A 22,157-nucleotide genomic window follows, 5' to 3' on the forward strand; every position below is an offset into this window, starting at 1 on the left:
TACGTTGATGATGAGCACATTGCCATCGCGGCTCAACTGGATGTCCTGGAAGAACCCGGTCTTGAACAAGGAACGAGTCGAGTCCACCAGGCGGCGGTCGTCGGCCTGGTCGCCAACGTTCAGCGGCAAGGCACCGAACACACTGCCAGCGGAAACCCGCTGCAGGCCGTTGACGCGAATATCGGAGATGGTGAAGGACTCGGCGTGAACTTCAGCGATCATCAGTGCGGACATGACCGCAGTTAGCAGCAGACGTTTCATGAAGTCCTTTTATTCCAACTGGCAATAAACAACCTGCCGTCACAAAACGGCAGGTTCGCAATTGAGCGAAGCTTTATAGTCGACCCAGATCGTTGATCAGGGCGAGCAACATCACCCCTATGACCAAACTGATACCGATCTGAACCCCCCAACCTTGCACCCGATCCGACAGCGGACGACCGCGCGCCCACTCGACCAGGTAAAACAGCAAATGCCCCCCGTCCAGTACTGGAATGGGCAGCAGGTTAAGAACCCCCAGGCTTATGCTCAGGTAGGCCAGGAAATTCAGGAAATCCCCCACGCCGGACTGGGCTGAAGCGCCCGCCACTTTAGCAATGGTTATCGGTCCACTCAAGTTTTTTACCGAGAGCTCCCCGAACAGCATTTTCTTCAGCGATTCAAGGGTCAGGACGCTCATGTTCCAGGTACGCGACAAGCTCTCACCCACCGCATCCAGCGGGCCGTAGCTGATTTCGCGGAGCATGTTGGCAGGCCATTCGCCACCTTTGACGCCAGCGCCAAGATAGCCACCGACGGCCTTGCCCTCCCCCTTGCGGGCCAAGGTCACCGGCAACTCCAGGGCAGCGCCATCGCGCTCCACTCGCACCACGACCTTGGCATCCGGGCGGGCGCGCACGCGGTCGACAACCTGCTGCCATTCAGTCACTGCCACATCGTCCAGAGCCAGCAGCTTGTCACCGGTTTTCAGGCCCGCAGCGGCAGCCGGCCCCTTCGGATCGATCTCGGCCAGCACAGGTGTGATCGCCGGTCGCCAAGGGCGCAGCCCCAGGGATTGAATCGGGTCCGGCTCGTCGGCGCCCTTGAGCCAATTGTCCAGCTTGACCTGCAGCTGACGCTCGGCGCTGGCGCCCTCATCGCGCACACCAATCTGCAAGGTACCGCTCTCGCCCAGACGACGAACCAGCTGCAAATTGACCGCCGACCAACCGTTGGTCGGCTTGCCATCTACAGAAACGATTTCCTGACCTGCGGTCAGCCCTGCAGATGCTGCCAGGCTGCCACTGTCGACCGCGCCGATAACCGGGCGGACTTGCTGGGTACCCAGCATCGCCAGCACCCAGAAAAACAGGATAGCCAGCAGAAAATTGGCGATCGGGCCTGCCGCGACAATCGCAATACGCTGGCGCACCGACTTGCGGTTGAACGACTGCCCGGCCAGCGCCGGCGGCACATCGCCTTCGCGCTCGTCGAGCATCTTGACGTAGCCACCCAGAGGAATGGCCGCAACAACGAACTCGGTGCCGTGGCGGTCATGCCACCGCAGCAGCGGCGTGCCGAAACCCACTGAGAAACGCAGCACCTTGACGCCGCAGCGGCGCGCCACCCAGAAGTGCCCGAATTCGTGGAAAGTGACCAGCACACCCAACGCCACGAGGGTGCCGATAATCATGTAGAGCGCTGTCATGTCCATCTCCGAATGATGTTCAGCGGGCGGGCATTCCTGCCCAGCCCCCTCACGAACCTTGGCGGGGCTGCATCAGCGGCCGTGACGCCTCAGCCACTCACGGGAAAGCTCCCGGGCACGCTGATCGGCGGCAAATACCGCATCCAGCGACGGCAGCGGCACGACCGGTTCCTGGTCGAGTACCTGTTCGATCATACCCGCGATCTCCGGGAAGCGGATGCGCCGTTCAAGAAATGCCTCGACCGCAACCTCGTTGGCCGCATTGAGCACGGCAGGCGCGCTGTTGCCGGCCTCGGCAGCCTGCCGCGCAAGGCGCAGGCAAGGGAAGCGTTGTTCGTCGGGCGCCTGGAAATCCAGACGGGCGATGGCGAACAGGTCCAGAGGGGCAACCCCGGAATCGATCCGTTCCGGCCAGGCCAACGCGCTGGCGATCGGCGTACGCATGTCCGGGTTGCCCAACTGCGCGAGTACCGAACCGTCCACGTAGTCGACCAGCGAGTGGATTACGCTCTGCGGGTGCACCACCACCTCAACCTTGGATGGCACGGCATCGAACAACCAGCAGGCTTCGATCAACTCGAGGCCTTTGTTCATCATGCTGGCCGAATCCACGGAAATCTTGCGCCCCATGGTCCAGTTAGGGTGCGCACAGGCTTGCTCCGGGGTCACGTCCAGCAGCGCCTCGACCGGCGTTTCGCGGAACGGCCCGCCGGACGCGGTAAGCAGGATCCGGCGCACACCGACGGCATTCAGACCACGGGCGTAGTCGCCTGGCATGCACTGGAAGATAGCGTTGTGTTCGCTGTCGATCGGCAGCAGCACGGCCCCTTTTTGCCGCACCGCCTCCATGAACAGTGCGCCCGACATCACCAGTGCTTCCTTGTTGGCCAGCAACACCTTCTTGCCGGCCTCGACCGCTGCCAGCGTGGGCCGCAGGCCGGCAGCACCGACAATGGCTGCCATCACTGCATCCACTTCAGCGGCCGACGCCACCTGGCAAAGCCCGGCCTCACCTTCCAGCACCTCGGTGGTGCAGCCGGCCGCAGCCAGACCCGCACGCAACCTCACCGCCGCCTCAGTGCTCGGCACCACAGCGAATGCCGGGCGATGACGCACACATAAGGCCAACAACTCGTCGATGCGCGAATAGCCAGTGAGGGCAAACGCTTGATAACGGTCAGGATGACGCGCAATCACATCCAGCGTGCTCAGGCCAATGGAGCCGGTGGCCCCGAGTACGGTAATACGCTGCGGGCGACTCACATCACACCCCATTCGGCAGCCCACAACAGGACGGCGAAGATCGGGATTGCCGCCGTCAGGCTGTCAATGCGATCGAGCACACCCCCATGCCCGGGCAACAGATTGCTGCTGTCCTTGATACCGGAGCGACGCTTGAACATGCTCTCGGTCAGGTCACCGACCACCGAGGACATCACCAGCAACGCAGCGCCCAACAGGCCCAGCAGGATTTGACCAAAGCCCCAGTCGCGGCTGATGCCGACACCCAGGGTAATCAACAGGCTGACCGCCAGGCCACCGTACACGCCTTCCCAGCTCTTGCCCGGACTGACCTGCGGAGCCAGCTTGCGCTTGCCGAATGCCCGGCCAGAGAAGTACGCACCGATGTCGGCGGCCCACACCAGCACCATGACGGACAGGATCAGCCAGTTGCCCAGGGGCCAGTGCTTGAGCAGCACCAACCCTTGCCAGGCCGGCAGCAACACCAGCAGGCCGATCAGCAACCGACAGGCAGCACTGGCCCACAGGTCGCTGCTGCGCGGGTAGGTAAGCACCAGCCAGGTGGCCAGCCCCCACCAGATCACCGCAGCGCCCAGTACCCAGGGCGCCAGTTCCGGAAGGATGTACAGCAGCATCAGCGCCCCCGCGACCACCGCTGCATAGGCAATGCGCAGCGGCTGGGCCATCAGCCCGGCCAGGCGCGCCCACTCCCAGGCACCGAGGGTCACTACGAAGCCGATGAACAGGGCGAAATCCCCGCCATTGAGCAGGAAGAAACCGCCCAGCGCGACCGGCAGCAGGATCAGCGCAGTAATGATGCGTTGTTTAAGCATTAAGCACGAGCTCCAGCCTCGACCTGCTCGCTGGTCTTACCGAAGCGGCGCTGGCGCGAAGCGAAATCGGCCAGGGCATTGCGCATGGCCTCGTGTTTGAAGTCCGGCCAGTAGAGGTCGGAGAAATACAACTCGGCATAGGCCAGCTGCCACAACAGGAAATTGCTGATGCGGTGCTCGCCACCGGTGCGAATGCACAGGTCCGGTAACGGCAGGTCGCCGGTTGCCAGACAGGTCTGCAGCAGGCCCGGCGTGATGTCTTCCGGACGCAGGTGCCCGGCTTGCACTTCCCGCGCCAGCCGCTGGGCAGCCTGGGCGATGTCCCACTGACCACCGTAGTTGGCTGCTATCTGCAGAATGAAGCGGTTGTTGCCAGCGGTCACTGCCTCGGCCTCGCGCATGGCGGCCTGCAGCTCAGGATGGAAACGCGAACGGTCGCCGATGATGCGCAGGCTGATATTGTTCTCGTCAAGGCGCTTGGCCTCACGGCGCAGCGCCGAGAAGAACAGCTCCATCAGCGCACCGACCTCTTCGGCAGGGCGCTGCCAGTTCTCGCTGGAGAAGGCGAACAGGGTCAGTACCTCGACCCCGGACTTGGCACAGACTTCGATGACCGCGCGAACGGCGTCCACACCCGCCTTGTGCCCGGCCACGCCGGGCAGCAGGCGCTTTTTCGCCCAGCGGTTGTTGCCATCCATGATGATCGCGACATGACGCGGCACCGAGGACGGCGCCGCTGGCTTGGTCTTTTCCATTAAAAAACCCCGGCCTTAGACGGCCATCAGGTCCTTTTCCTTGGCTTTGAAGGCAGCATCGACTTCGGCGACGAACTTGTCAGTCAGCTTCTGGATCTCGTCCGCGGCGCGACGCTCTTCGTCTTCGCTGATTTCCTTGTCCTTGGTCAGCTTTTTCAGGTCAGCCAGGGCGTCGCGGCGCACGTTGCGCACGGCTACCTTGGCATCCTCGGCAACACCGCTGGCCTGCTTGGTGTAGCCCTTGCGGGTTTCCTCGGTCAGGGCTGGCATCGGGACACGGATGGTGGTACCGGCGCTGGACGGGTTAAGGCCCAGATCGGAGGTGAGGATGGCCTTTTCGATGGCAGCGCTGAGGTTCTTGTCGTGGGCGACGATCTTCAGGGTGCGGGCATCTTCGACGGTGATCGCGGCGACCTGGTTCAACGGCATTTCGCTGCCCCAGGCGGTAACCTTGACGCTGTCCAGGATGCTTGGGTGAGCGCGACCGGTGCGGATTGCAGCCAGGTTGCGGGACAGGGCTTCGATGGACTTGCCCATGCGCTCCTGCGCGTCTTTCTTGATGTCGTTGATCATGCTTGGCCTTCCTCGATCAGTGTGCCTTCAGCGCCACCCACCACGATGTTCAGCAGGGCGCCAGGCTTGTTCATGTTGAATACCCGCAATGGCATCTTGTGGTCACGGCACAGGCAGATTGCGGTCAGGTCCATCACACCCAGCTTGCGATCCAGAACCTCATCGTAGGTCAGGTGATCGAATTTCTCGGCATGCGGGTCCTTGAATGGATCGGCAGTGTACACGCCATCGACCTTGGTCGCCTTCAGCACCACGTCAGCATCGATTTCGATGGCGCGCAGGCAGGCCGCGGAGTCGGTGGTGAAGAACGGGTTGCCGGTACCGGCGGAGAAAATTACCACATCCCCGGAGTTGAGGTGACGAATAGCTTTGCGGCGATCGTAATGATCGGTGACACCCACCATGGAAATGGCCGACATGACCAGGGCCGGGATGTTCGAGCGCTCCAGCGCATCGCGCATGGCCAGGCCGTTCATCACGGTAGCCAGCATCCCCATGTGGTCACCCGTGACGCGGTCCATGCCGGCTGCGCTGAGCGCGGCGCCGCGGAACAGGTTGCCACCACCGATCACCAGGCCGACCTGGACGCCGATCCCTACCAACTGGCCAACTTCAAGCGCCATGCGATCCAGCACTTTCGGGTCGATCCCGAAGTCTTCCGAGCCCATCAGGGCCTCGCCGCTAAGTTTGAGCAAAATGCGTTTATAGCGAGGTTGGCGACCACTCACCTGCTGAGCCATTGCGAGTCTCTCCTGCGGCGTACTTTTAGAAAATTCGTGCGGGCTGTTTGCAGCCTGCTAACTGTAGCGTGGCACCGCTTCGGTGCCAGCGAAGAGGGAGTCGTATAAACCCCTCTCCGTTTTGACAAAGAGGCTGCGCGCGTGAGCGGGCAGCCTCTTTGGGGCGACAGACGGGGCTGTCTTACTGCTTGGCAGCAGCTACCTGAGCGGCAACTTCAGCAGCGAAGTCGTCGACTGGCTTCTCGATGCCTTCGCCTACTTTGAAGTAGGTGAAGGAAACGATTTCAGCACCGGCTTTCTTGGCCAGCTCGCCAACCTTGACTTCCGGGTTCATGACGAAGGCTTGCTCTTTCAGCGAGGCTTCGGCTTTGAACTTGGTGATACGACCGTTGATCATGTTCTCAACGATGTTTTCCGGCTTGCCGGCGATCTTGTCGGCGTTCAGCTGCAGGAAGACATTCTTCTCGCGCTCGATGGCCTCGGCGGAGATTTCCGACGAATCCAGGAACTCAGGGTTCGAAGCCGCAACGTGCATGGCGATGTTCTTCGCCAGCTCCACGTCACCGCCTTTCAGAACGACGACAGCGCCGATCTTGTTGCCGTGCAGGTAGGCACCGACAACGTCACCCTCAACGCGCACCAGGCGACGGATGTTGACGTTCTCGCCGCACTTGGCAACCAGGGCTTCACGAGCAGCTTCACGCGAGGCGATCAGCGGAGCGGCGTCGGTCAGCTTCTGGGCGAAGGCTTCTTCGAGGCTTTCGGCCACGAAGTTCTTGAAGTCGTCTTGCAGGGCCAGGAAGTCGGTCTGCGAGTTCACTTCCAGCAGGACGGCGGATGTACCGTCGGTCTTGACGGCGATAGCGCCTTCAGCAGCGACGTTGCCAGCCTTTTTGGCGGCCTTGATGGCGCCCGAGGCACGCATGTCGTCAATGGCTTTCTCGATGTCGCCGCCGGCCTTTTCCAGGGCCTTTTTGCAATCCATCATGCCTTCGCCGGTACGCTCGCGCAGTTCTTTTACCAGCGCTGCAGTAATTGCTGCCATTTCAAAATCCTCTTGGAAAGTTTTTCAACCATTCCACCCGTCAATCACGGGCGTTCAATTCTGCAAATCCGCTGTTTTCATTTCAGCAGGCCCATGATGCGGGGCCGATGCTGACAGCAGGATTTCAAGGTGGCAAAAAGGGGGCAAAGCCCCCTTTTTGCGTGCCAAGTAGACGCTAGCGCCTATTACTCAGCAGCAGGTGCAGCCGCTTCTTCAGCGTAAACTTCGGTGCCGCCGGCAACGTTGTTGCGGCCGCGGATGACTGCGTCAGCCATCGAAGTCATGTACAGCTCGATAGCGCGAATGGCGTCATCGTTACCTGGGATGATGTAGTCAACACCTTCCGGGCTGCTGTTGGTATCGACAACGCCGATGACCGGGATACCCAGTTTGTTGGCTTCGGTGATCGCGATGCGCTCGTGATCAACGTCGATAACGAACAGAGCGTCTGGCAGACCGCCCATGTCCTTGATGCCACCCAGGCTGCGATCCAGTTTTTCCAGGTCGCGGGAGCGCATCAGGGCTTCTTTCTTGGTCAGCTTGGCGAAAGTGCCGTCTTCGGCCTGGGTTTCCAGGTCGCGCAGACGCTTGATCGAAGCGCGGATGGTCTTGTAGTTGGTCAGCATGCCGCCCAACCAACGGTGGTCAACGTACGGCGAACCGCAACGAGCTGCTTGCTCGGCGACGATCTTGCCGGCGGAACGCTTGGTGCCGACGAACAGGATCTTGTTCTTGCCCTGGGCCAGGCGTTCTACGAACGACAGAGCGTCGTTGAACATTGGCAGGGTTTTTTCCAGGTTGACGATGTGGATCTTGTTACGCGCGCCGAAAATGTACTTGCCCATTTTCGGGTTCCAGTAACGGGTCTGGTGGCCGAAGTGCACACCGGCCTTCAGCATATCGCGCATGTTGACTTGGGACATGATAGTTCCTTGATAAGTCGGGTTGGGCCTCCACGTATCCCAATGACCAACCCGCGAATTCTGCAACTCGGGGCACCCAGGTCATCGTGTCGACACGTGTGTGGGTTAAGGCTGACGGGGTCGTCCCCGAAAGCGGCGCATTTTATACCACAGACCGCGAGCGAACGGAACCCGGATACTGTTGCGTCTGTCAGCACTTTTTGCAGCACCTCGGCTTTCGCGCCAGAATGCCAGCTATAGACAACAGCATGGCCGCCTTTATCCCGACCGATCGGCGCCCTGCTCTGCTAGAATCCGGCCTTTCCCGTTTGTTCGCGCCGTGCACGGCGCCGTAGAGAGCCTGTAATGACCGTCACCATCAAGACCGCAGAAGACATCGAGAAGATGCGCATCGCTGGCCGCCTGGCCGCCGAAGTGCTGGAAATGATCGAAGAACACGTCAAGCCCGGTGTCACCACCGAAGAGCTCGACCGCCTGTGCCACGATTATATCGTCAACGTTCAGCAGGCCATCCCGGCACCGCTCAACTACAAGGGCTACCCGAAGTCGATCTGCACCTCGATCAACCATGTGGTCTGCCACGGCATCCCCAACGACAAGCCGCTCAAGGACGGTGACACGCTCAATATCGACGTCACCGTGATCAAGGACGGCTACCACGGCGACACCAGCCGCATGTTCCACGTCGGTAACGTGCCGGTCTGGGCCGAGCGCCTGTCCAAGGTCACCCAGGAATGCATGTACAAGGCCATCGAGCTGGTCAAGCCGGGCTGCCGCCTGGGCGACATCGGTGAAGTGATCCAGAAGCACGCGGAAAAGAACGGTTTCTCGGTGGTACGCGAGTTCTGCGGTCATGGCATCGGCAAGGTGTTCCACGAAGAGCCGCAGATCCTCCACTATGGCCGCGCTGGCACGGGCATGGAGCTGAAGGAAGGCATGACCTTCACCATCGAGCCGATGATCAACCAGGGCAAGGCCGACACCAAGGTGCTGGGCGACGGCTGGACCGCCATCACCAAGGACCGCAAGCTCTCGGCCCAGTGGGAACACACTTTGGTGGTGACCGCGACTGGCTACGAGATTTTCACCCTGCGCAAGGACGACACCATCCCGCGCACTTCGGCCTGACCGCACCCCGACAGGCCACCCCACGACAGGAACGTGACGCGATGCCCCAGGTGGACCCCGAGCTGTTCGACCGTGGCCAGTTCCAGGCGGAACTGGCCCTCAAGGCGAGCCCCATCGCCGCCTTCAAGAAAGCCATCCGCCTGGCCGGCGAGGTGCTCGACAAACGTTTTAGCGCCGGCAGCGACATCCGCCCGCTGATCGAGGCCCGCGCCTGGCTCGTCGACAATATCCTGCAACAGGCGTGGAACCAGTTCGACTGGGGCGACCAGAGCGGCATCGCCCTGGTTGCGGTGGGCGGCTACGGGCGCGGTGAACTGCACCCGCACTCGGACATCGACCTGCTGATTCTGCTGGGCGCTGCCGAGCACGAGCAGTACCGCGACGCCATCGAGCGCTTTCTGACCTTGTTGTGGGACATTGGCCTGGAAGTCGGCCAGAGCGTGCGCACCGTCGACGAGTGCGCCGAACAGGCCCGTGCCGACCTGACGGTAATCACCAACCTGATGGAAAGCCGCACCATCGCCGGCCCCGAGGCCTTGCGTCAGCGCATGCTGGAAGTCACCAGCACCGCGCACATGTGGCCGAGCAAGGAGTTCTTCCTGGCCAAGCGCGCCGAACTCAAGGCCCGCCACCACAAGTACAACGACACGGAGTACAACCTCGAACCCAACGTCAAGGGTTCGCCAGGTGGCCTGCGTGACATCCAGACGGTCCTTTGGGTGGCCCGCCGCCAGTACGGGACGCTCAACCTGCATGCACTGGCCGGCGAAGGCTTCTTGCTGGAAAGCGAGAATGAACTGCTGGCTTCGTCCCAGGACTTCCTCTGGAAAGTCCGTTATGCCCTGCACATGCTGGCCGGACGCGCCGAAGACCGCCTGCTGTTCGACCACCAGCGCAGCATCGCCACGCTGCTGGGCTACAGCGATGAAAACCCCAAGCGGGCGATCGAACAGTTCATGCAGCAGTACTACCGGGTGGTGATGAGCATCAGCCAGCTGTGCGACCTGATCATCCAGCACTTCGAAGAGGTTATCCTTGCCGACGAGGAAAGTGGCAGCACCCAGCCGCTGAATGCGCGGTTCCGCCTGCATGACGGCTATATCGAGGCCGCCCATCCGAACGTGTTCAAGCGCACGCCATTCGCCATGCTGGAAATCTTCGTGCTGATGGCCCAACACCCCGAGATCAAGGGCGTGCGTGCCGATACCGTGCGCCTGCTGCGCGAACACCGCCACCTGATCGACGACACGTTCCGCACCGACATCCGCAATACCAGCCTGTTCATCGAGCTGTTCAAGTGCGAAATCGGCATCCACCGCAACCTGCGCCGGATGAACCGCTACGGCATTCTTGGCCGTTACCTGCCAGAGTTCGGCCTGATCGTCGGGCAGATGCAGCATGACCTGTTCCACATCTATACGGTCGACGCGCATACCCTCAACCTCATCAAGCACCTGCGCAAGCTGCAATACACGCCGGTGTCCGAAAAATTCCCGCTGGCCAGCAAGCTCATGGGGCGCCTGCCCAAACCCGAGCTGATCTACCTGGCCGGCCTGTACCACGACATCGGCAAGGGTCGCCAGGGCGACCACTCGGAAATCGGTGCAGTGGACGCGCAGAAGTTCTGCGAACGGCACCAGTTGCCGGCCTGGGACAGCCGCCTGATCGTCTGGCTGGTGCAGAACCACCTGGTGATGTCGACCACCGCTCAGCGCAAGGACTTGTCCGACCCGCAGGTGATCAACGACTTTGCCCTGCACGTGGGCGACGAGACGCGCCTTGACTACCTGTACGTACTGACCGTGGCCGACATCAACGCCACCAACCCCAGCCTGTGGAACTCGTGGCGGGCCAGCCTGCTGCGCCAGCTGTACACCGAAACCAAGCGCGCCCTGCGCCGCGGCCTGGAAAACCCGCTGGACCGTGAAGAGCAGATTCGCCAGACCCAGTCTTCAGCGCTGGATATCCTGGTGCGCGAGGGCACCGACCCGGATGACGTCGAGCAGCTATGGGCGCAACTGGGCGATGACTATTTCCTCAAGCACACGGCCGCCGACGTGGCTTGGCACACGGATGCGATCCTGCAGCAACCGGCCGATGGCGGGCCGCTGGTGCTGATCAAGGAAACCACCCAGCGCGAGTTCGAAGGCGGCACGCAGATCTTCATCTATGCCCCCGACCAGCACGATTTCTTCGCCGTGACGGTGGCGGCCATGTCGCAGTTGAACCTGAACATCCACGACGCACGAATCATCACGTCGAGCAGCCAGTTCACCCTCGACACCTATATTGTGCTGGACAACGACGGCGGCTCGATCGGCGACAACCCGCAGCGGGTCAAGCAGATTCGCGACGGCCTGACAGAAGCGCTGCGCAACCCCGAGGACTACCCGACCATCATCCAGCGCCGGGTGCCGCGGCAGCTCAAGCACTTCGACTTCCCGCCGCAAGTGACCATCCTCAACGATGCCCAGCGGCCGGTGACCATCCTCGAAATCACCGCGCCAGACCGCCCAGGCCTGCTGGCCCGGCTGGGGCGGATCTTCCTGGAGTTCGACCTTTCACTGCAAAACGCCAAGATCGCCACCCTCGGCGAACGGGTAGAAGACGTGTTCTTCATTACCGATGCCGACAACCAGCCGCTGTCAGACCCGCAGCTGTGCAGCCGCCTGCAGGAAGCCATCGTGCAGCAACTGCAGGCCGGCCAAGGTAGCGACACCAGCCAGACCCGCGTGACCTTTTAACGATTAGACGATTGACGAGACCTTGCGCCGATGAACCATGCCTTGACCCAGCTTCAGCCCTATCCGTTCGAAAAGCTTCGCGCCCTGCTGGGCAGCGTGAAGCCTGCGGCGGACAAACGCGCCATCGCCCTGTCGATCGGTGAGCCGAAGCACGAATCGCCGGCGTTCGTTGCCCAGGCCATGGCCGACAACCTCGACAAGCTGGCGGTTTACCCCAGCACCCTTGGTTTGCCAGCCCTGCGCCAGGCCATCGGCCAGTGGTGCGAACGACGCTTTGGCGTGCCCGCCGGCTGGCTGGACGCCGACCGCCACATCCTCCCGGTCAACGGCACCCGTGAAGCGCTGTTCGCCTTCACCCAGGCCGTGGTCAACCGCGCCGATGACGGCCTGGTGATCAGCCCCAACCCGTTCTACCAGATCTACGAAGGCGCAGCGCTGCTGGCCGGCGCCACCCCGCACTATCTACCGTGCCTGGAAAACAACGGTTTCAACCCGGACTTCGACGCCGTACCGGCCGAGGTGTGGAAGCGTTGCCAGATCCTGTTCCTGTGCTCGCCGGGCAACCCTACCGGTGCGCTGGTGCCAATGAACACCCTGAAGAAGCTGATTGCCCTGGCTGACGAACACGACTTCGTGATCGCCGCCGACGAGTGCTACAGCGAGCTGTACTTCGACGAGGACGCGCCACCGCCAGGCCTGCTGTCGGCATGCGCCGAGCTTGGCCGCAGCGATTTTGCGCGCTGCGTGGTGTTCCACAGCCTGTCCAAGCGCTCCAACCTGCCTGGGCTGCGCTCGGGCTTCGTCGCGGGCGATGCCCAGATCATCAAGCCGTTTTTGCTGTACCGCACCTACCACGGCTGCGCGATGCCGGTGCAAACCCAGCTGGCCAGCATCGCCGCCTGGCAGGACGAGGCGCATGTGCGCGCGAACCGCGACCAATACCGAGCCAAGTACGATGCCGTGCTGGATATTCTGCAGCCGGTACTGGACGTGCAACGCCCGGACGGCAGTTTCTACCTGTGGGCCAAGGTACCGGGCGACGATGCCGAGTTCACCCGTGACCTGTTCGAAGCCCAGCATGTGACCGTGGTACCGGGGTCGTACCTGTCGCGTGAAGTGAATGGCGTGAACCCGGGTGCCGGGCGCGTGCGCATGGCACTGGTTGCACCGCTGGCCGAATGCATCGAGGCCGCCGAGCGGATTCGCACCTTCCTGCAAAACCGCTGATCAACCCCTTCGCGGGCACGCCCGCTCCCACAGGTAATGCGCTGATTTCAAGCGCAGCGCAGTACCTGTGGGAGCGGGCGTGCCCGCGAAGGGCCTTGATAGGGTCTACTTGACCTGCCCCAGGTTCGCCTCACTCATATCCAGCTCACCCAGTACTTGCCGCACCACCTCATCCCCCACCAGGTGCTGACGATGCAGGTTGTACAGCTCCAACCGCTGCGCCCTCAGGGCACGCAAGCGTAAACGCCGCTCCAGCAAGTCCATCTGTGCGGCCAGGGCTTTGGCTTCAGCACTGTCGTCGTAGCTTTCCAGCTCATCCCGGTATTCAGCCATCAAGCGCGCCTTCAACTCGGTCGCCAACGTTGCCTGCGCAGCATCCTGCGGTGCGTTGCTGTCGATCACCTCTTCTGCCTCCAAGGCATGAATCGCCGCCTCGGCCGTGCGCCGCCAGGCTTCCTGCACTTCCTGGTGCAAGCGCTCGTCCGGGCTCTTGGTCACCCCGCGCAGTAATATCGGCAGCGCGATGCAGGCGCTGATCAACGACAGCAGGATTACCCCCGCAGCAATGAAGATAAGCAGATCACGCTCCGGGAAAGCGGTGCCAGCCCCTATCAGCAACGGGATCGACATGACACCCGCCAGGGTGACAGCGCCGCGCACCCCCCCCAAGGTCAGCAACCAGCAGGAACGCGCCGTAGGCATCAGCACCAGTGCCGGCTTGCCGCGCCAGCGACGGACCACGCCGATCGAGCGCCAGATACTCTGGACCCAGATGAACCGCAACACAATCAGTGCGGCAAAGATCGCCACCACGTCCAGGCAGCGGTAGGCCAATGTCGGCCAGAGGGTCGCTTCGTGGCTGACCACAGCCTTGATGATGTCTGGCAACTGCAAGCCCAACAACAGGAAGATCAGGCCATTGAAGGCAAACTCCAGCAACGACCAGACACTGCGGTTGAGCAGGCGGGTACTGGTCTGACGCGGCAGCAGGTCGAGCCAGCTCTGCATCATGCCGGCCGCCACTGCCGAGAGAATACCCGAAACGCCCAGGCGCTCGGCCAGCACGTAGGCTGCGAACGGCAGCAGCAACATGAACACCACATGGGTAGCCGGATCGTCCCAGCCCCGGGTGATCATCCACATGCGCAGGCGACCGATCAACCAGCTCAGTACCACGCCCACCGCAAGGCCGCCCAGTGCGACCAGCACGAAGCTGAAGCTGGCGTCAGCCAACGAAAACACCCCGGTGATCGCCGCCGCCAGGGCGAACTTGAAGGTTACCAGGCCCGACGCGTCGTTCATCAGTGCCTCGCCCTGCAGCATGTGCATCAGGGGAGTGGGCAGGCGGTCCTGGGCAATGGCCGAAACGGCCACGGCGTCGGTCGGCGAAAGCACTGCGGCCAGGGCGAAGGCCACCGGCAACGGGATGCTCGGCAGCAACCAGTGGATGAAGTAACCGGCCCCGACCACGGTGAACAACACCAGCCCCACGGCCAGCGCCACTACCGGGCCACGAATGCGCCATAACTCACGCTTGGGGATGCGCCAGCCGTCGGCGAACAGCAGCGGAGGCAGGAACAGGAACAGGAACAATTCGGGGTCAAGGGCTACATGCAGGCCCAGCGTCGGCCACGCCAGCAAGGCACCGGCGGCAATCTGTACCAGCGGCAATGGCAGCGGGATCACACGGCCGACCAGCTTCGACAGGCTGACCAGGGTCAGCAGGATGAGGACGGTGTAGGCGGACTGCATCCGGTAAGGCTTCCTTTGTGAACCAGAAACGACAACGGGGCGAAACATCGCCATTGAAACAATATGTTAGCGGCGATCGGCGAGCTGGGGCCGCTGCACGATAGTCGCAGGTGGAGGTTGAATATGTAACATGATGATACTTAGGTTTGATGGTAGGGCCTGCCTTGAGTCTTGCTGCGCCTGTGAGATCGAGCGCCGCCAGGTTCCCGGCTTAAGACATACAGCGCCTGCGAGATCGAGCGCCGCCAGGTTCCGGCTTAAGATATTCAGCGCCTGCGAGATCGAGCGCCGCCCGCGCGGCGCTTCGCGGGTAAACCCGCTCCTACGTTTGTTTCGGGCCAGTTATGCCTGTGGCATTTGCGCGCGAACGCCTTGGCGCACGCCTCGATATCGCGTCGTACAAACAAGGCGGTCGCGCGGGTCTGGCACAGGCGATACTGGCCCGAAACAAACGTAGGAGCGGGTTTACCCGCGAAGCGCCGCGCGGGCGGCGCTCGATCTCAAAGGCGCTGAATCTCTTAAGCCGGGAACCTGGCGGCGCTCGATCTCGCACGCGCTGAATGTCTTAAGCCGGGACGGCGCTCGATCTCAAAGGCGCTACAAGACTCAAGGCAGACCTAACCACGCCCCACCAAACCCCAAGACTTGCACACCCGTGGCGCTCCCAGTCTCGTTCCCGCATAATCCCGCGACTGACATCGAAAAACGGAGAGATTGGGGCAACCTGTATCCCCAATGTACACAATGACCTACACGCTCTACGGCATCAAAGCCTGTGACACCATGAAAAAGGCGCGTACCTGGCTCGAAGACAAAGCCATCGCCTACGAATTCCATGATTACAAAACCCAAGGCATCGACCGCGACAGCCTGAACCGCTGGTGCGACGAACACGGCTGGGAAGTCATCCTCAACCGTGCCGGCACCACCTTCCGCAAGCTGGACGACGCCAGCAAGGCAGACCTCGACCAGGCCAAGGCCGTCGAGCTGATGCTGGCCCAGCCGTCGATGATCAAACGCCCGGTGCTCGACCTTGGCGCGCGTACCCTGGTTGGCTTCAAGCCCGACCTGTACGCCGCTGCCCTGGCCTGAGCCCCTACCCTATTTCGCACGAGGTAATCACATGTCCAATACCCTGTTCAGCCTGGCCTTCGGTGTCGGCTCCCAGAACCGCCAGGGCGCCTGGCTGGAAGTGTTCTACGCACAACCGCTGCTCAACCCGAGCGCCGAACTGGTTGCTGCAGTAGCCCCTGTTCTCGGTTACGAAGGTGGCAACCAGGCCATCGCCTTCAGCAACGCCCAGGCCGCACAACTGGCCGAAGCCCTGAAGGGCGTGGACGCTGCCCAGGCCGCCCTGCTGACCCGCCTGGCAGAGAGCCACAAGCCGCTGGTCGCCACCCTGCTGGCCGAAGACGCTGCCCTGAGCTCGACCCCAGAGGCCTACCTCAAGCTGCACCTGCTGTCGCACCGCCTGGTCAAGCCGCATGGCGTAAGCCTGGCCGGTATCTTCCCGCTGCTGCCGAACGTGGCCTGGACCAACCAGGGCGCGGTCGACCTGGGCGAACTGGCCGAGCTGCAACTGGAAGCACGCCTGAAGGGCGAGCTGCTGGAAGTGTTCTCGGTGGACAAGTTCCCGAAAATGACCGACTACGTGGTCCCGGCCGGCGTGCGTATCGCCGACACCGCCCGTGTGCGCCTGGGCGCCTACATTGGCGAAGGCACCACCATCATGCACGAAGGCTTCGTCAACTTTAATGCGGGTACCGAAGGCCCGGGCATGATCGAAGGCCGCGTTTCCGCTGGCGTATTCGTCGGCAAGGGCTCGGACCTGGGCGGCGGCTGCTCGACCATGGGCACCCTGTCCGGTGGCGGCAACATCGTCATCAAAGTCGGCGAGGGCTGCCTGATCGGCGCCAACGCCGGTATCGGTATTCCGTTGGGCGACCGCAACACCGTCGAAGCCGGCCTGTACATCACCGCGGGCACCAAGGTGAACCTGCTGGACGAGAACAACGAACTGGTCAAAGTGGTCAAGGCCCGCGACCTGGCCGGCCAGACCGACCTGCTGTTCCGCCGCAACTCGCTGAACGGCGCGGTAGAGTGCAAGACCCACAAGTCGGCCATCGAGCTGAACGAAGCGCTGCACGCTCACAACTGAGAACCCTGCCGGGTTTGAGGTGTTAAGATCGGGTCTGGCGCCAATGCACCAGACCCGATTTTCATTCCAGGCCTCGCAAACATGTTCCAGCCCTCTCCCTGGCGTGCCGATTTCCCCGCCATCGCCGCCCTGCAACGGCAGCACCAGACCTATCTGGACAGCGCCGCCACCACCCAAAAGCCGCAAGCCTTGCTCGATGCCCTGAGCCATTACTACGGCCATGGCGCGGCCAACGTGCACCGTGCCCAGCATTTGCCAGGTGCGCTGGCGACCCAGGCCTTCGAAACCAGCCGCGACAAGGTCGCCACCTGGCTCAATGCCGCAGACTCGCGACAGATCGTGTTCACCCACGGCGCCACCTCGGCACTGAACCTGCTGGCCTATGGCCTGGAGCACCGCCTCGAAGCCGGTGACGAAATTGCCGTCAGTGCCCTGGAGCACCATGCCAACCTGCTGCCCTGGCAACAGCTGGCACACCGGCGCAACCTGCGCCTGGTGGTGCTGCCACTGGACGCCCAGGGTCGTATCGACCAGGACCAGGCACTGCAACTGATCGGCCCGCGCACCCGAGTGCTCGCCGTCAGCCAGCTATCCAACGTGCTGGGTACCTGGCAACCGCTGCCAGCGCTGCTGGCCCATGCCCGCGCCCAGGGCGCGCTGACGGTGGTCGATGGTGCCCAGGGCGTGGTGCATGGTCGCCAGGACATGCAGCAACTGGGCTGCGACTTCTATGTATTTTCCAGCCACAAGCTGTACGGTCCGGACGGCGTCGGCGTGCTCTATGGCCGCGCCCAGGCCCTGGAGCTGTTGCGCCACTGGCAGTTCGGTGGCGAGATGGTGCAGCTGGCCGAGTACCACAGCGCCAGCTTCCGTCCCGCGCCTCTGGGCTTCGAAGCGGGTACGCCGCCGATTGCCGGGGTGATCGGCCTGGGTGCAACGCTGGACTACCTGGCCAGCCTCGATGCCCATGCGGTCGCAGCGCATGAAGCCAGCCTGCACCAGCACCTGCTGCGTGGCTTGGGCGACCGCGAGGGCGTGCGGGTGTTGGGCACACCGCAGACGGCCCTGGCCAGTTTCGTCATCGAGGGCGTGCACAACGCCGATATCGCTCACCTGCTGACTGAACAGGGCATTGCCGTGCGTGCCGGTCACCACTGTGCCATGCCACTGCTGAAGGGGCTGGGGCTGGAGGGCGCGATACGGGTGTCGCTGGGTTTGTACAACGACAGCGATGACGTGCAGCGTTTCTTCGACGCGCTGGACCAAGGCCTGGAGCTGTTGCGATGAGCCTGCCGGAACAGGCGCACCAAGCGCTGGAAGCGTTTCAACAGGGCAAAGGCTGGGAACAGCGTGCGCGGCTGTTGATGCAGTGGGGTGACCGCCTGGAGCCGCTGGCAGACGCCGAAAAGACCGAGGCCAACCGGGTGCATGGCTGCGAGAGCCTGGTGTGGCTGGTGGCCGAGCAGATCGAGGGCGTGTGGCGGTTCAAGGCCAGCAGCGATGCCCGCTTGTTGCGTGGGCTGCTGGCGCTGTTGCTGGTGCGGGTGCAGGGACTGGCCAGTGAGGAGCTGGCCGGGATTGATCTGCGCGAGTGGTTTACCCAGCTCGGGCTGGAGCGCCAATTGTCGCCGTCGCGCAGCAATGGGCTGCATGCGGTGTTGCAGCGGATGGCGGAGTTGGCGTCCAACCGCTGAATCGGCGCTGGTTGCTTCGCGGGCCTGCCCGCTCCCACAGGTACGGCATCATGCTTGGAAGAGATGCAATACCTGTAGCGGGCGGGCCCGCGAAGACGCCCACGCGGTCTATTCAGGCTTGACCCGTTCCGACGGCCGGCGCGCTCCAGCCACCAGTTTTTCTATCGCCTTGCTCGCCGCTACCATGCCAAAGGTCGCAGTCACCATCATCACCGCGCCAAAGCCACCCGAGCAGTCCAGCCGCACGCCTTCACCGACAAAGCTTTTCTGCAGGCAAACACTGCCATCACCCTTGGGGTAACGCAGCTGTTCACTGGAGAACACGCACGGCACGCCATAGTTACGGCTGACATTACGCGAGAAGTTGTAGTCGCGGCGCAGGGTGGAACGCACCCGCGAAGCCAATGGGTCATTGAAGGTCTTGTTCAGGTCGGCGATCTGGATCTGCGTCGGGTCGATCTGCCCACCCGCGCCACCGGTAGTGACAATGGCAATCTTGCGCCGCCGACACCAGGCGATCAGCGCCGCCTTGGCCATGACGCTGTCGATGCAGTCGATCACGCAGTCGAGGTGCTCGGTGATGTACTCGGCCATGGTCTCGCGGGTGACGAAGTCGGCCACCGCATGCACCGTACACCCTGGGTTGATCGCCCGCAGGCGCTCGGCCATGACCTCGACCTTGGGCCGCCCCACCTGCCCTTCCAGCGCATGGGCCTGGCGGTTGGTGTTGCTGACGCAGACATCGTCCAGGTCGAACAGGGTAATCTCGCCCACGCCGCTGCGTGCCAGGGCTTCGGCCACCCACGAGCCCACCCCGCCAATACCGACCACAGCCACATGGGCCTGGCCCAGACGTTGCAGCCCCTGGTCGCCATACAGCCGGGCAACGCCGGCAAAGCGTGGATCTTCTGTGCTCATGTTCATACCCCAAAAAACCGGCGCGCATTATATGCCAGTGAACCCTTGGCCTGCATCGTTAGGAAAGAGTCTGCCAACCCTGCTTTAATGTCCTATCACTTCCACATGAATGGACGACGATGTCATCACGTAAATTCGGCCTGAACCTGGTAGTGGTGCTGGCCATCGCCGCACTGTTCACCGGGTTCTGGGCACTGATCAACCGCCCGGTCTCCGCCCCCGCCTGGCCAGAACAGATCTCTGGCTTTTCGTATTCGCCGTTCCGCCTGGGCGAAAGCCCACAGAAGGGTCAGTACCCCACCGACGACGAAATGCGTCAGGACCTGGAGCAACTGAGCAAACTGACCGACAGCATCCGTATCTATACCGTGGAAGGCACCCAGGCTGACATACCGCGCCTGGCCGAGGAGTTCGGCCTGCGGGTGACGCTGGGGATATGGATCAGCCCGGACCTGGAGCGCAACGAGCGCGAAATCGCCACGGCCATCCAGCTGGCCAACACGTCGCGCAGCGTGGTGCGGGTGGTGGTCGGCAACGAGGCGCTGTTCCGTGAAGAAGTCACACCGGAAAACCTGATCAAATACCTGGACCGGGTACGCGCAGCCGTGAAGGTGCCCGTGACCACCAGTGAACAATGGCACATCTGGAAGGAACATCCTGAGCTGGCCAGGCACGTCGACCTGATTGCCGCGCACATCCTGCCCTACTGGGAGTTCGTGCCGATGAAGGATTCGGTCGAGTTCGTCCTCGACCGTGCCCGTGAACTGAAGCACCAGTTCCCGCGCAAACCCCTGCTGCTGTCGGAAGTCGGCTGGCCGAGCAACGGCCGCATGCGCGGTGGTGCCGATGCCACACAGGCCGACCAGGCCATCTACTTGCGCACCCTGGTCAATACCCTCAACCGCCGTGGCTACAACTACTTTGTCATTGAAGCCTATGACCAACCCTGGAAGGCCAGCGACGAAGGGTCGGTAGGCGCCTACTGGGGCGTCTACAACGCCGAGCGCCAGCAGAAGTTCAACTTCGACGGCCCTGTGGTGGCGATCCCGCAGTGGCGGGCCCTGGCAGTGGCGTCGGTGGTGCTGGCAATGATCGCCTTGATGGTGCTGTTCATCGATGGCTCGGCCCTGCGCCAGCGTGGCCGTACCTTCCTGACGTTCATCACCTTCCTGTGCGGGTCGGTACTGGTGTGGATCGCCTACGACTACAGCCAGCAATACAGCACCTGGTTCAGCCTGACCGTGGGCGTGCTGCTGGCCCTCGGCGCGCTGGGCGTGTTCATCGTGCTGCTCACCGAGGCCCACGAACTGGCCGAGGCGGTCTGGATACACAAGCGCCGCCGCGAGTTCCTGCCCGTGCAGGCCGACAGTGCCTACCGGCCCAAGGTGTCGGTGCATGTGCCGTGCTACAACGAGCCACCTGAGATGGTGAAACAGACCCTGGACGCCCTGGCCGCCCTGGACTACCCCGACTACGAAGTGCTGGTGATCGACAACAACACCAAGGACCCGGCCGTGTGGGAGCCGCTCAAGGCCCACTGCGAAAAGCTTGGCGAGCGCTTCAAGTTCTTCCACGTCGCGCCGCTGGCCGGCTTCAAGGGTGGCGCGCTGAATTACCTGATCCCGCACACGGCAAAGGACGCCGAAGTGATCGCGGTGATCGACTCGGACTACTGCGTCGACCGCAACTGGCTCAAGCACATGGTGCCGCACTTCGCCGACCCGAAAATTGCCGTGGTGCAGTCACCGCAGGATTACCGTGACCAGCACGAAAGCGCCTTCAAGAAGCTGTGCTACAGCGAATACAAGGGCTTCTTCCACATCGGTATGGTTACCCGCAACGACCGTGACGCAATCATCCAGCACGGCACCATGACCATGACCCGGCGCAGTGTGCTGGAAGAACTGGGCTGGGCCGAGTGGTGCATCTGCGAGGACGCCGAACTGGGCCTGCGTGTGTTCGAGAAAGGCCTGTCCGCCGCCTACGCCCACAAAAGCTACGGCAAGGGCCTGATGCCCGACACCTTCATCGACTTCAAGAAGCAACGCTTCCGTTGGGCCTACGGCGCCATCCAGATCATCAAGCACCACGCCGGCGCGCTGCTGCGCGGCAAAGGCAGCCAGCTGACCCGTGGCCAGCGCTACCACTTCCTTGCCGGCTGGCTACCGTGGATCGCCGATGGCATGAACATCTTCTTCACCATCGGCGCGCTGCTGTGGTCGGCGGCGATGATCATCGTGCCGCATCGGGTCGATCCGCCACTGATGATCTTTGCCATCCCGCCGCTGGCGCTGTTCTTCTTCAAGGTCGGCAAGATCATCTTCCTGTACCGCCGAGCGGTGGGGGTGAACCTCAAGGATGCCTTCGCAGCTGCGCTGGCCGGGCTGGCGCTGTCGCACACCATCGCCAAGGCGGTACTGTATGGTTTCTTCACCAGCAGCATGCCGTTCTTCCGCACGCCGAAGAACGCTGACAGCCATGGGTTGCTGGTGGCGATTTCCGAAGCGCGGGAAGAACTGTTCATCATGTTGCTGCTGTGGGGCGCGGCGCTGGGCATCTATCTGGTTCAGGGGCTGCCGAGCTCGGACATGCGCTTCTGGGTGGCGATGTTGCTGGTGCAGTCGTTGCCTTATGTGGCAGCGCTGGTGATGGCGTTCCTGTCGTCGCTGCCCAAGCCCGCAGAAAAGGCTGCCCAAGCGCAGCAGGCTTGAGATTGCCGGGGCTGACCTGTGCAGCCC

The 22,157-nt window shown here is 62.6% G+C and carries 18 protein-coding genes and 1 pseudogene; 8 read left to right on the forward strand and 11 right to left on the reverse strand.

Annotated features, from left to right (window positions below; translation table 11 throughout):
- The 9 genes and pseudogenes from ACK59Z_RS17130 to rpsB form a co-directional block, all read right to left on the reverse strand.
- Positions 1-261: pseudogene (locus tag ACK59Z_RS17130) on the reverse strand (outer membrane assembly protein); the annotation flags it as partial.
- 73 nt (positions 262-334) lie between these two features.
- Entirely contained in the window at positions 335-1,687 is a 1,353-nt protein-coding gene (gene rseP, locus ACK59Z_RS17135; protein WP_029380714.1) for an RIP metalloprotease RseP, read from the reverse strand.
- 72 nt (positions 1,688-1,759) lie between these two features.
- The gene (gene ispC, locus ACK59Z_RS17140) at positions 1,760-2,950 is read right to left on the reverse strand and encodes a 1-deoxy-D-xylulose-5-phosphate reductoisomerase (RefSeq protein WP_108190587.1); all 1,191 of its coding nucleotides are present in this window, start codon (positions 2,948-2,950) and stop codon (positions 1,760-1,762) included.
- A complete protein-coding gene (locus ACK59Z_RS17145; protein WP_003252301.1) occupies positions 2,947-3,762 on the reverse strand; it encodes a phosphatidate cytidylyltransferase in 816 nt (271 codons plus the stop codon). The genes ispC and ACK59Z_RS17145 overlap by 4 nt, the downstream gene beginning before the upstream one ends.
- The gene (gene uppS, locus ACK59Z_RS17150; protein WP_010952675.1) at positions 3,762-4,517 is read right to left on the reverse strand and encodes a polyprenyl diphosphate synthase; all 756 of its coding nucleotides are present in this window, start codon (positions 4,515-4,517) and stop codon (positions 3,762-3,764) included. The genes ACK59Z_RS17145 and uppS overlap by 1 nt, the downstream gene beginning before the upstream one ends.
- A 15-nt stretch (positions 4,518-4,532) precedes the next feature.
- Complete coding sequence (gene frr / locus ACK59Z_RS17155) at positions 4,533-5,090, reverse strand: ribosome recycling factor (protein ID WP_003252296.1); 558 nt, start codon at positions 5,088-5,090, stop codon at positions 4,533-4,535.
- Entirely contained in the window at positions 5,087-5,830 is a 744-nt protein-coding gene (gene pyrH / locus ACK59Z_RS17160; protein ID WP_003252294.1) for a UMP kinase, read from the reverse strand. The genes frr and pyrH overlap by 4 nt, the downstream gene beginning before the upstream one ends.
- Before the next feature lie 181 nt (positions 5,831-6,011).
- The gene (gene tsf, locus ACK59Z_RS17165; RefSeq protein WP_003252290.1) at positions 6,012-6,875 is read right to left on the reverse strand and encodes a translation elongation factor Ts; all 864 of its coding nucleotides are present in this window, start codon (positions 6,873-6,875) and stop codon (positions 6,012-6,014) included.
- 185 nt (positions 6,876-7,060) lie between these two features.
- On the reverse strand, positions 7,061-7,798 hold the full coding sequence (rpsB, locus tag ACK59Z_RS17170) for a 30S ribosomal protein S2 (protein WP_003252287.1): 738 nt from the start codon (positions 7,796-7,798) through the stop codon (positions 7,061-7,063).
- Between the two features lie 345 nt (positions 7,799-8,143).
- Here rpsB and map point away from each other — a divergent pair, with 345 nt between their 5' ends.
- Genes map through dapC form a run of 3 tightly spaced genes read left to right on the forward strand, consistent with a single transcriptional unit; the run spans position 8,144 to position 12,897 of the window.
- Complete coding sequence (gene map, locus ACK59Z_RS17175) at positions 8,144-8,926, forward strand: type I methionyl aminopeptidase (RefSeq protein WP_003252286.1); 783 nt, start codon at positions 8,144-8,146, stop codon at positions 8,924-8,926.
- Between the two features lie 41 nt (positions 8,927-8,967).
- A complete protein-coding gene (locus ACK59Z_RS17180) occupies positions 8,968-11,670 on the forward strand; it encodes a [protein-PII] uridylyltransferase (protein ID WP_003252283.1) in 2,703 nt (900 codons plus the stop codon).
- Between the two features lie 30 nt (positions 11,671-11,700).
- Positions 11,701-12,897 (forward strand): succinyldiaminopimelate transaminase, encoded by a 1,197-nt coding sequence (gene dapC, locus ACK59Z_RS17185; RefSeq protein ID WP_004574730.1) that lies wholly within the window; start codon positions 11,701-11,703, stop codon positions 12,895-12,897.
- Positions 12,898-13,002: 105 nt separating this feature from the next.
- Here dapC and ACK59Z_RS17190 read toward each other — a convergent pair whose 3' ends face one another.
- Positions 13,003-14,649 carry a Na+/H+ antiporter gene (locus ACK59Z_RS17190; RefSeq protein WP_012053546.1) on the reverse strand — a complete coding sequence of 549 codons (1,647 nt, stop codon included), beginning with the start codon at positions 14,647-14,649 and terminating at the stop codon, positions 13,003-13,005.
- A gap of 744 nt (positions 14,650-15,393) precedes the next feature.
- Here ACK59Z_RS17190 and ACK59Z_RS17195 point away from each other — a divergent pair.
- From ACK59Z_RS17195 to ACK59Z_RS17210, 4 genes are all read left to right on the forward strand, one after another.
- On the forward strand, positions 15,394-15,741 hold the full coding sequence (locus ACK59Z_RS17195; RefSeq protein WP_003252272.1) for an ArsC family reductase: 348 nt from the start codon (positions 15,394-15,396) through the stop codon (positions 15,739-15,741).
- Between the two features lie 31 nt (positions 15,742-15,772).
- Positions 15,773-16,807, forward strand: a complete 1,035-nt coding sequence (gene dapD, locus ACK59Z_RS17200; RefSeq protein WP_004574732.1) for a 2,3,4,5-tetrahydropyridine-2,6-dicarboxylate N-succinyltransferase — start codon at positions 15,773-15,775, stop codon at positions 16,805-16,807.
- An 81-nt stretch (positions 16,808-16,888) separates the two neighbouring features.
- Positions 16,889-18,094: a cysteine desulfurase gene (locus ACK59Z_RS17205; protein WP_409293508.1), complete on the forward strand. Its 1,206-nt coding sequence runs from the start codon at positions 16,889-16,891 to the stop codon at positions 18,092-18,094.
- Positions 18,091-18,501 carry a SufE family protein gene (locus ACK59Z_RS17210; RefSeq protein ID WP_003252266.1) on the forward strand — a complete coding sequence of 137 codons (411 nt, stop codon included), beginning with the start codon at positions 18,091-18,093 and terminating at the stop codon, positions 18,499-18,501. The genes ACK59Z_RS17205 and ACK59Z_RS17210 overlap by 4 nt, the downstream gene beginning before the upstream one ends.
- A gap of 108 nt (positions 18,502-18,609) precedes the next feature.
- Here ACK59Z_RS17210 and tcdA read toward each other — a convergent pair whose 3' ends face one another.
- Positions 18,610-19,419, reverse strand: a complete 810-nt coding sequence (tcdA, locus tag ACK59Z_RS17215) for a tRNA cyclic N6-threonylcarbamoyladenosine(37) synthase TcdA (RefSeq protein ID WP_003252264.1) — start codon at positions 19,417-19,419, stop codon at positions 18,610-18,612.
- 119 nt (positions 19,420-19,538) lie between these two features.
- Here tcdA and ACK59Z_RS17220 point away from each other — a divergent pair, with 119 nt between their 5' ends.
- A complete protein-coding gene (locus tag ACK59Z_RS17220; protein WP_409293509.1) occupies positions 19,539-22,130 on the forward strand; it encodes a glycosyltransferase in 2,592 nt (863 codons plus the stop codon).
- Positions 22,131-22,157: the final 27 nt, after the last annotated feature.

The sequence above is a fragment of the Pseudomonas sp. KCJK9058 genome (assembly GCF_046230975.1).
Lineage (GTDB): Bacteria > Pseudomonadota > Gammaproteobacteria > Pseudomonadales > Pseudomonadaceae > Aquipseudomonas > Aquipseudomonas alloputida.

What these genes read in the sequence shown, in the direction of transcription:
- rseP (WP_029380714.1), bottom strand. Translation starts at nt 1,687, where the DNA reads ATGACAGCGCTCTACATGATTATCGGCACCCTCGTGGCGTTGGGTGTG.
- ACK59Z_RS17145 (WP_003252301.1), bottom strand. Translation starts at nt 3,762, where the DNA reads ATGCTTAAACAACGCATCATTACTGCGCTGATCCTGCTGCCGGTCGCG.
- uppS (WP_010952675.1), bottom strand. Translation starts at nt 4,517, where the DNA reads ATGGAAAAGACCAAGCCAGCGGCGCCGTCCTCGGTGCCGCGTCATGTC.
- frr (WP_003252296.1), bottom strand. Translation starts at nt 5,090, where the DNA reads ATGATCAACGACATCAAGAAAGACGCGCAGGAGCGCATGGGCAAGTCC.
- pyrH (WP_003252294.1), bottom strand. Translation starts at nt 5,830, where the DNA reads ATGGCTCAGCAGGTGAGTGGTCGCCAACCTCGCTATAAACGCATTTTG.
- tsf (WP_003252290.1), bottom strand. Translation starts at nt 6,875, where the DNA reads ATGGCAGCAATTACTGCAGCGCTGGTAAAAGAACTGCGCGAGCGTACC.
- rpsB (WP_003252287.1), bottom strand. Translation starts at nt 7,798, where the DNA reads ATGTCCCAAGTCAACATGCGCGATATGCTGAAGGCCGGTGTGCACTTC.
- map (WP_003252286.1), top strand. Translation starts at nt 8,144, where the DNA reads ATGACCGTCACCATCAAGACCGCAGAAGACATCGAGAAGATGCGCATC.
- ACK59Z_RS17180 (WP_003252283.1), top strand. Translation starts at nt 8,968, where the DNA reads ATGCCCCAGGTGGACCCCGAGCTGTTCGACCGTGGCCAGTTCCAGGCG.
- dapC (WP_004574730.1), top strand. Translation starts at nt 11,701, where the DNA reads ATGAACCATGCCTTGACCCAGCTTCAGCCCTATCCGTTCGAAAAGCTT.
- ACK59Z_RS17190 (WP_012053546.1), bottom strand. Translation starts at nt 14,649, where the DNA reads ATGCAGTCCGCCTACACCGTCCTCATCCTGCTGACCCTGGTCAGCCTG.
- ACK59Z_RS17195 (WP_003252272.1), top strand. Translation starts at nt 15,394, where the DNA reads ATGACCTACACGCTCTACGGCATCAAAGCCTGTGACACCATGAAAAAG.
- dapD (WP_004574732.1), top strand. Translation starts at nt 15,773, where the DNA reads ATGTCCAATACCCTGTTCAGCCTGGCCTTCGGTGTCGGCTCCCAGAAC.
- ACK59Z_RS17205 (WP_409293508.1), top strand. Translation starts at nt 16,889, where the DNA reads ATGTTCCAGCCCTCTCCCTGGCGTGCCGATTTCCCCGCCATCGCCGCC.
- ACK59Z_RS17210 (WP_003252266.1), top strand. Translation starts at nt 18,091, where the DNA reads ATGAGCCTGCCGGAACAGGCGCACCAAGCGCTGGAAGCGTTTCAACAG.
- tcdA (WP_003252264.1), bottom strand. Translation starts at nt 19,419, where the DNA reads ATGAGCACAGAAGATCCACGCTTTGCCGGCGTTGCCCGGCTGTATGGC.
- ACK59Z_RS17220 (WP_409293509.1), top strand. Translation starts at nt 19,539, where the DNA reads ATGTCATCACGTAAATTCGGCCTGAACCTGGTAGTGGTGCTGGCCATC.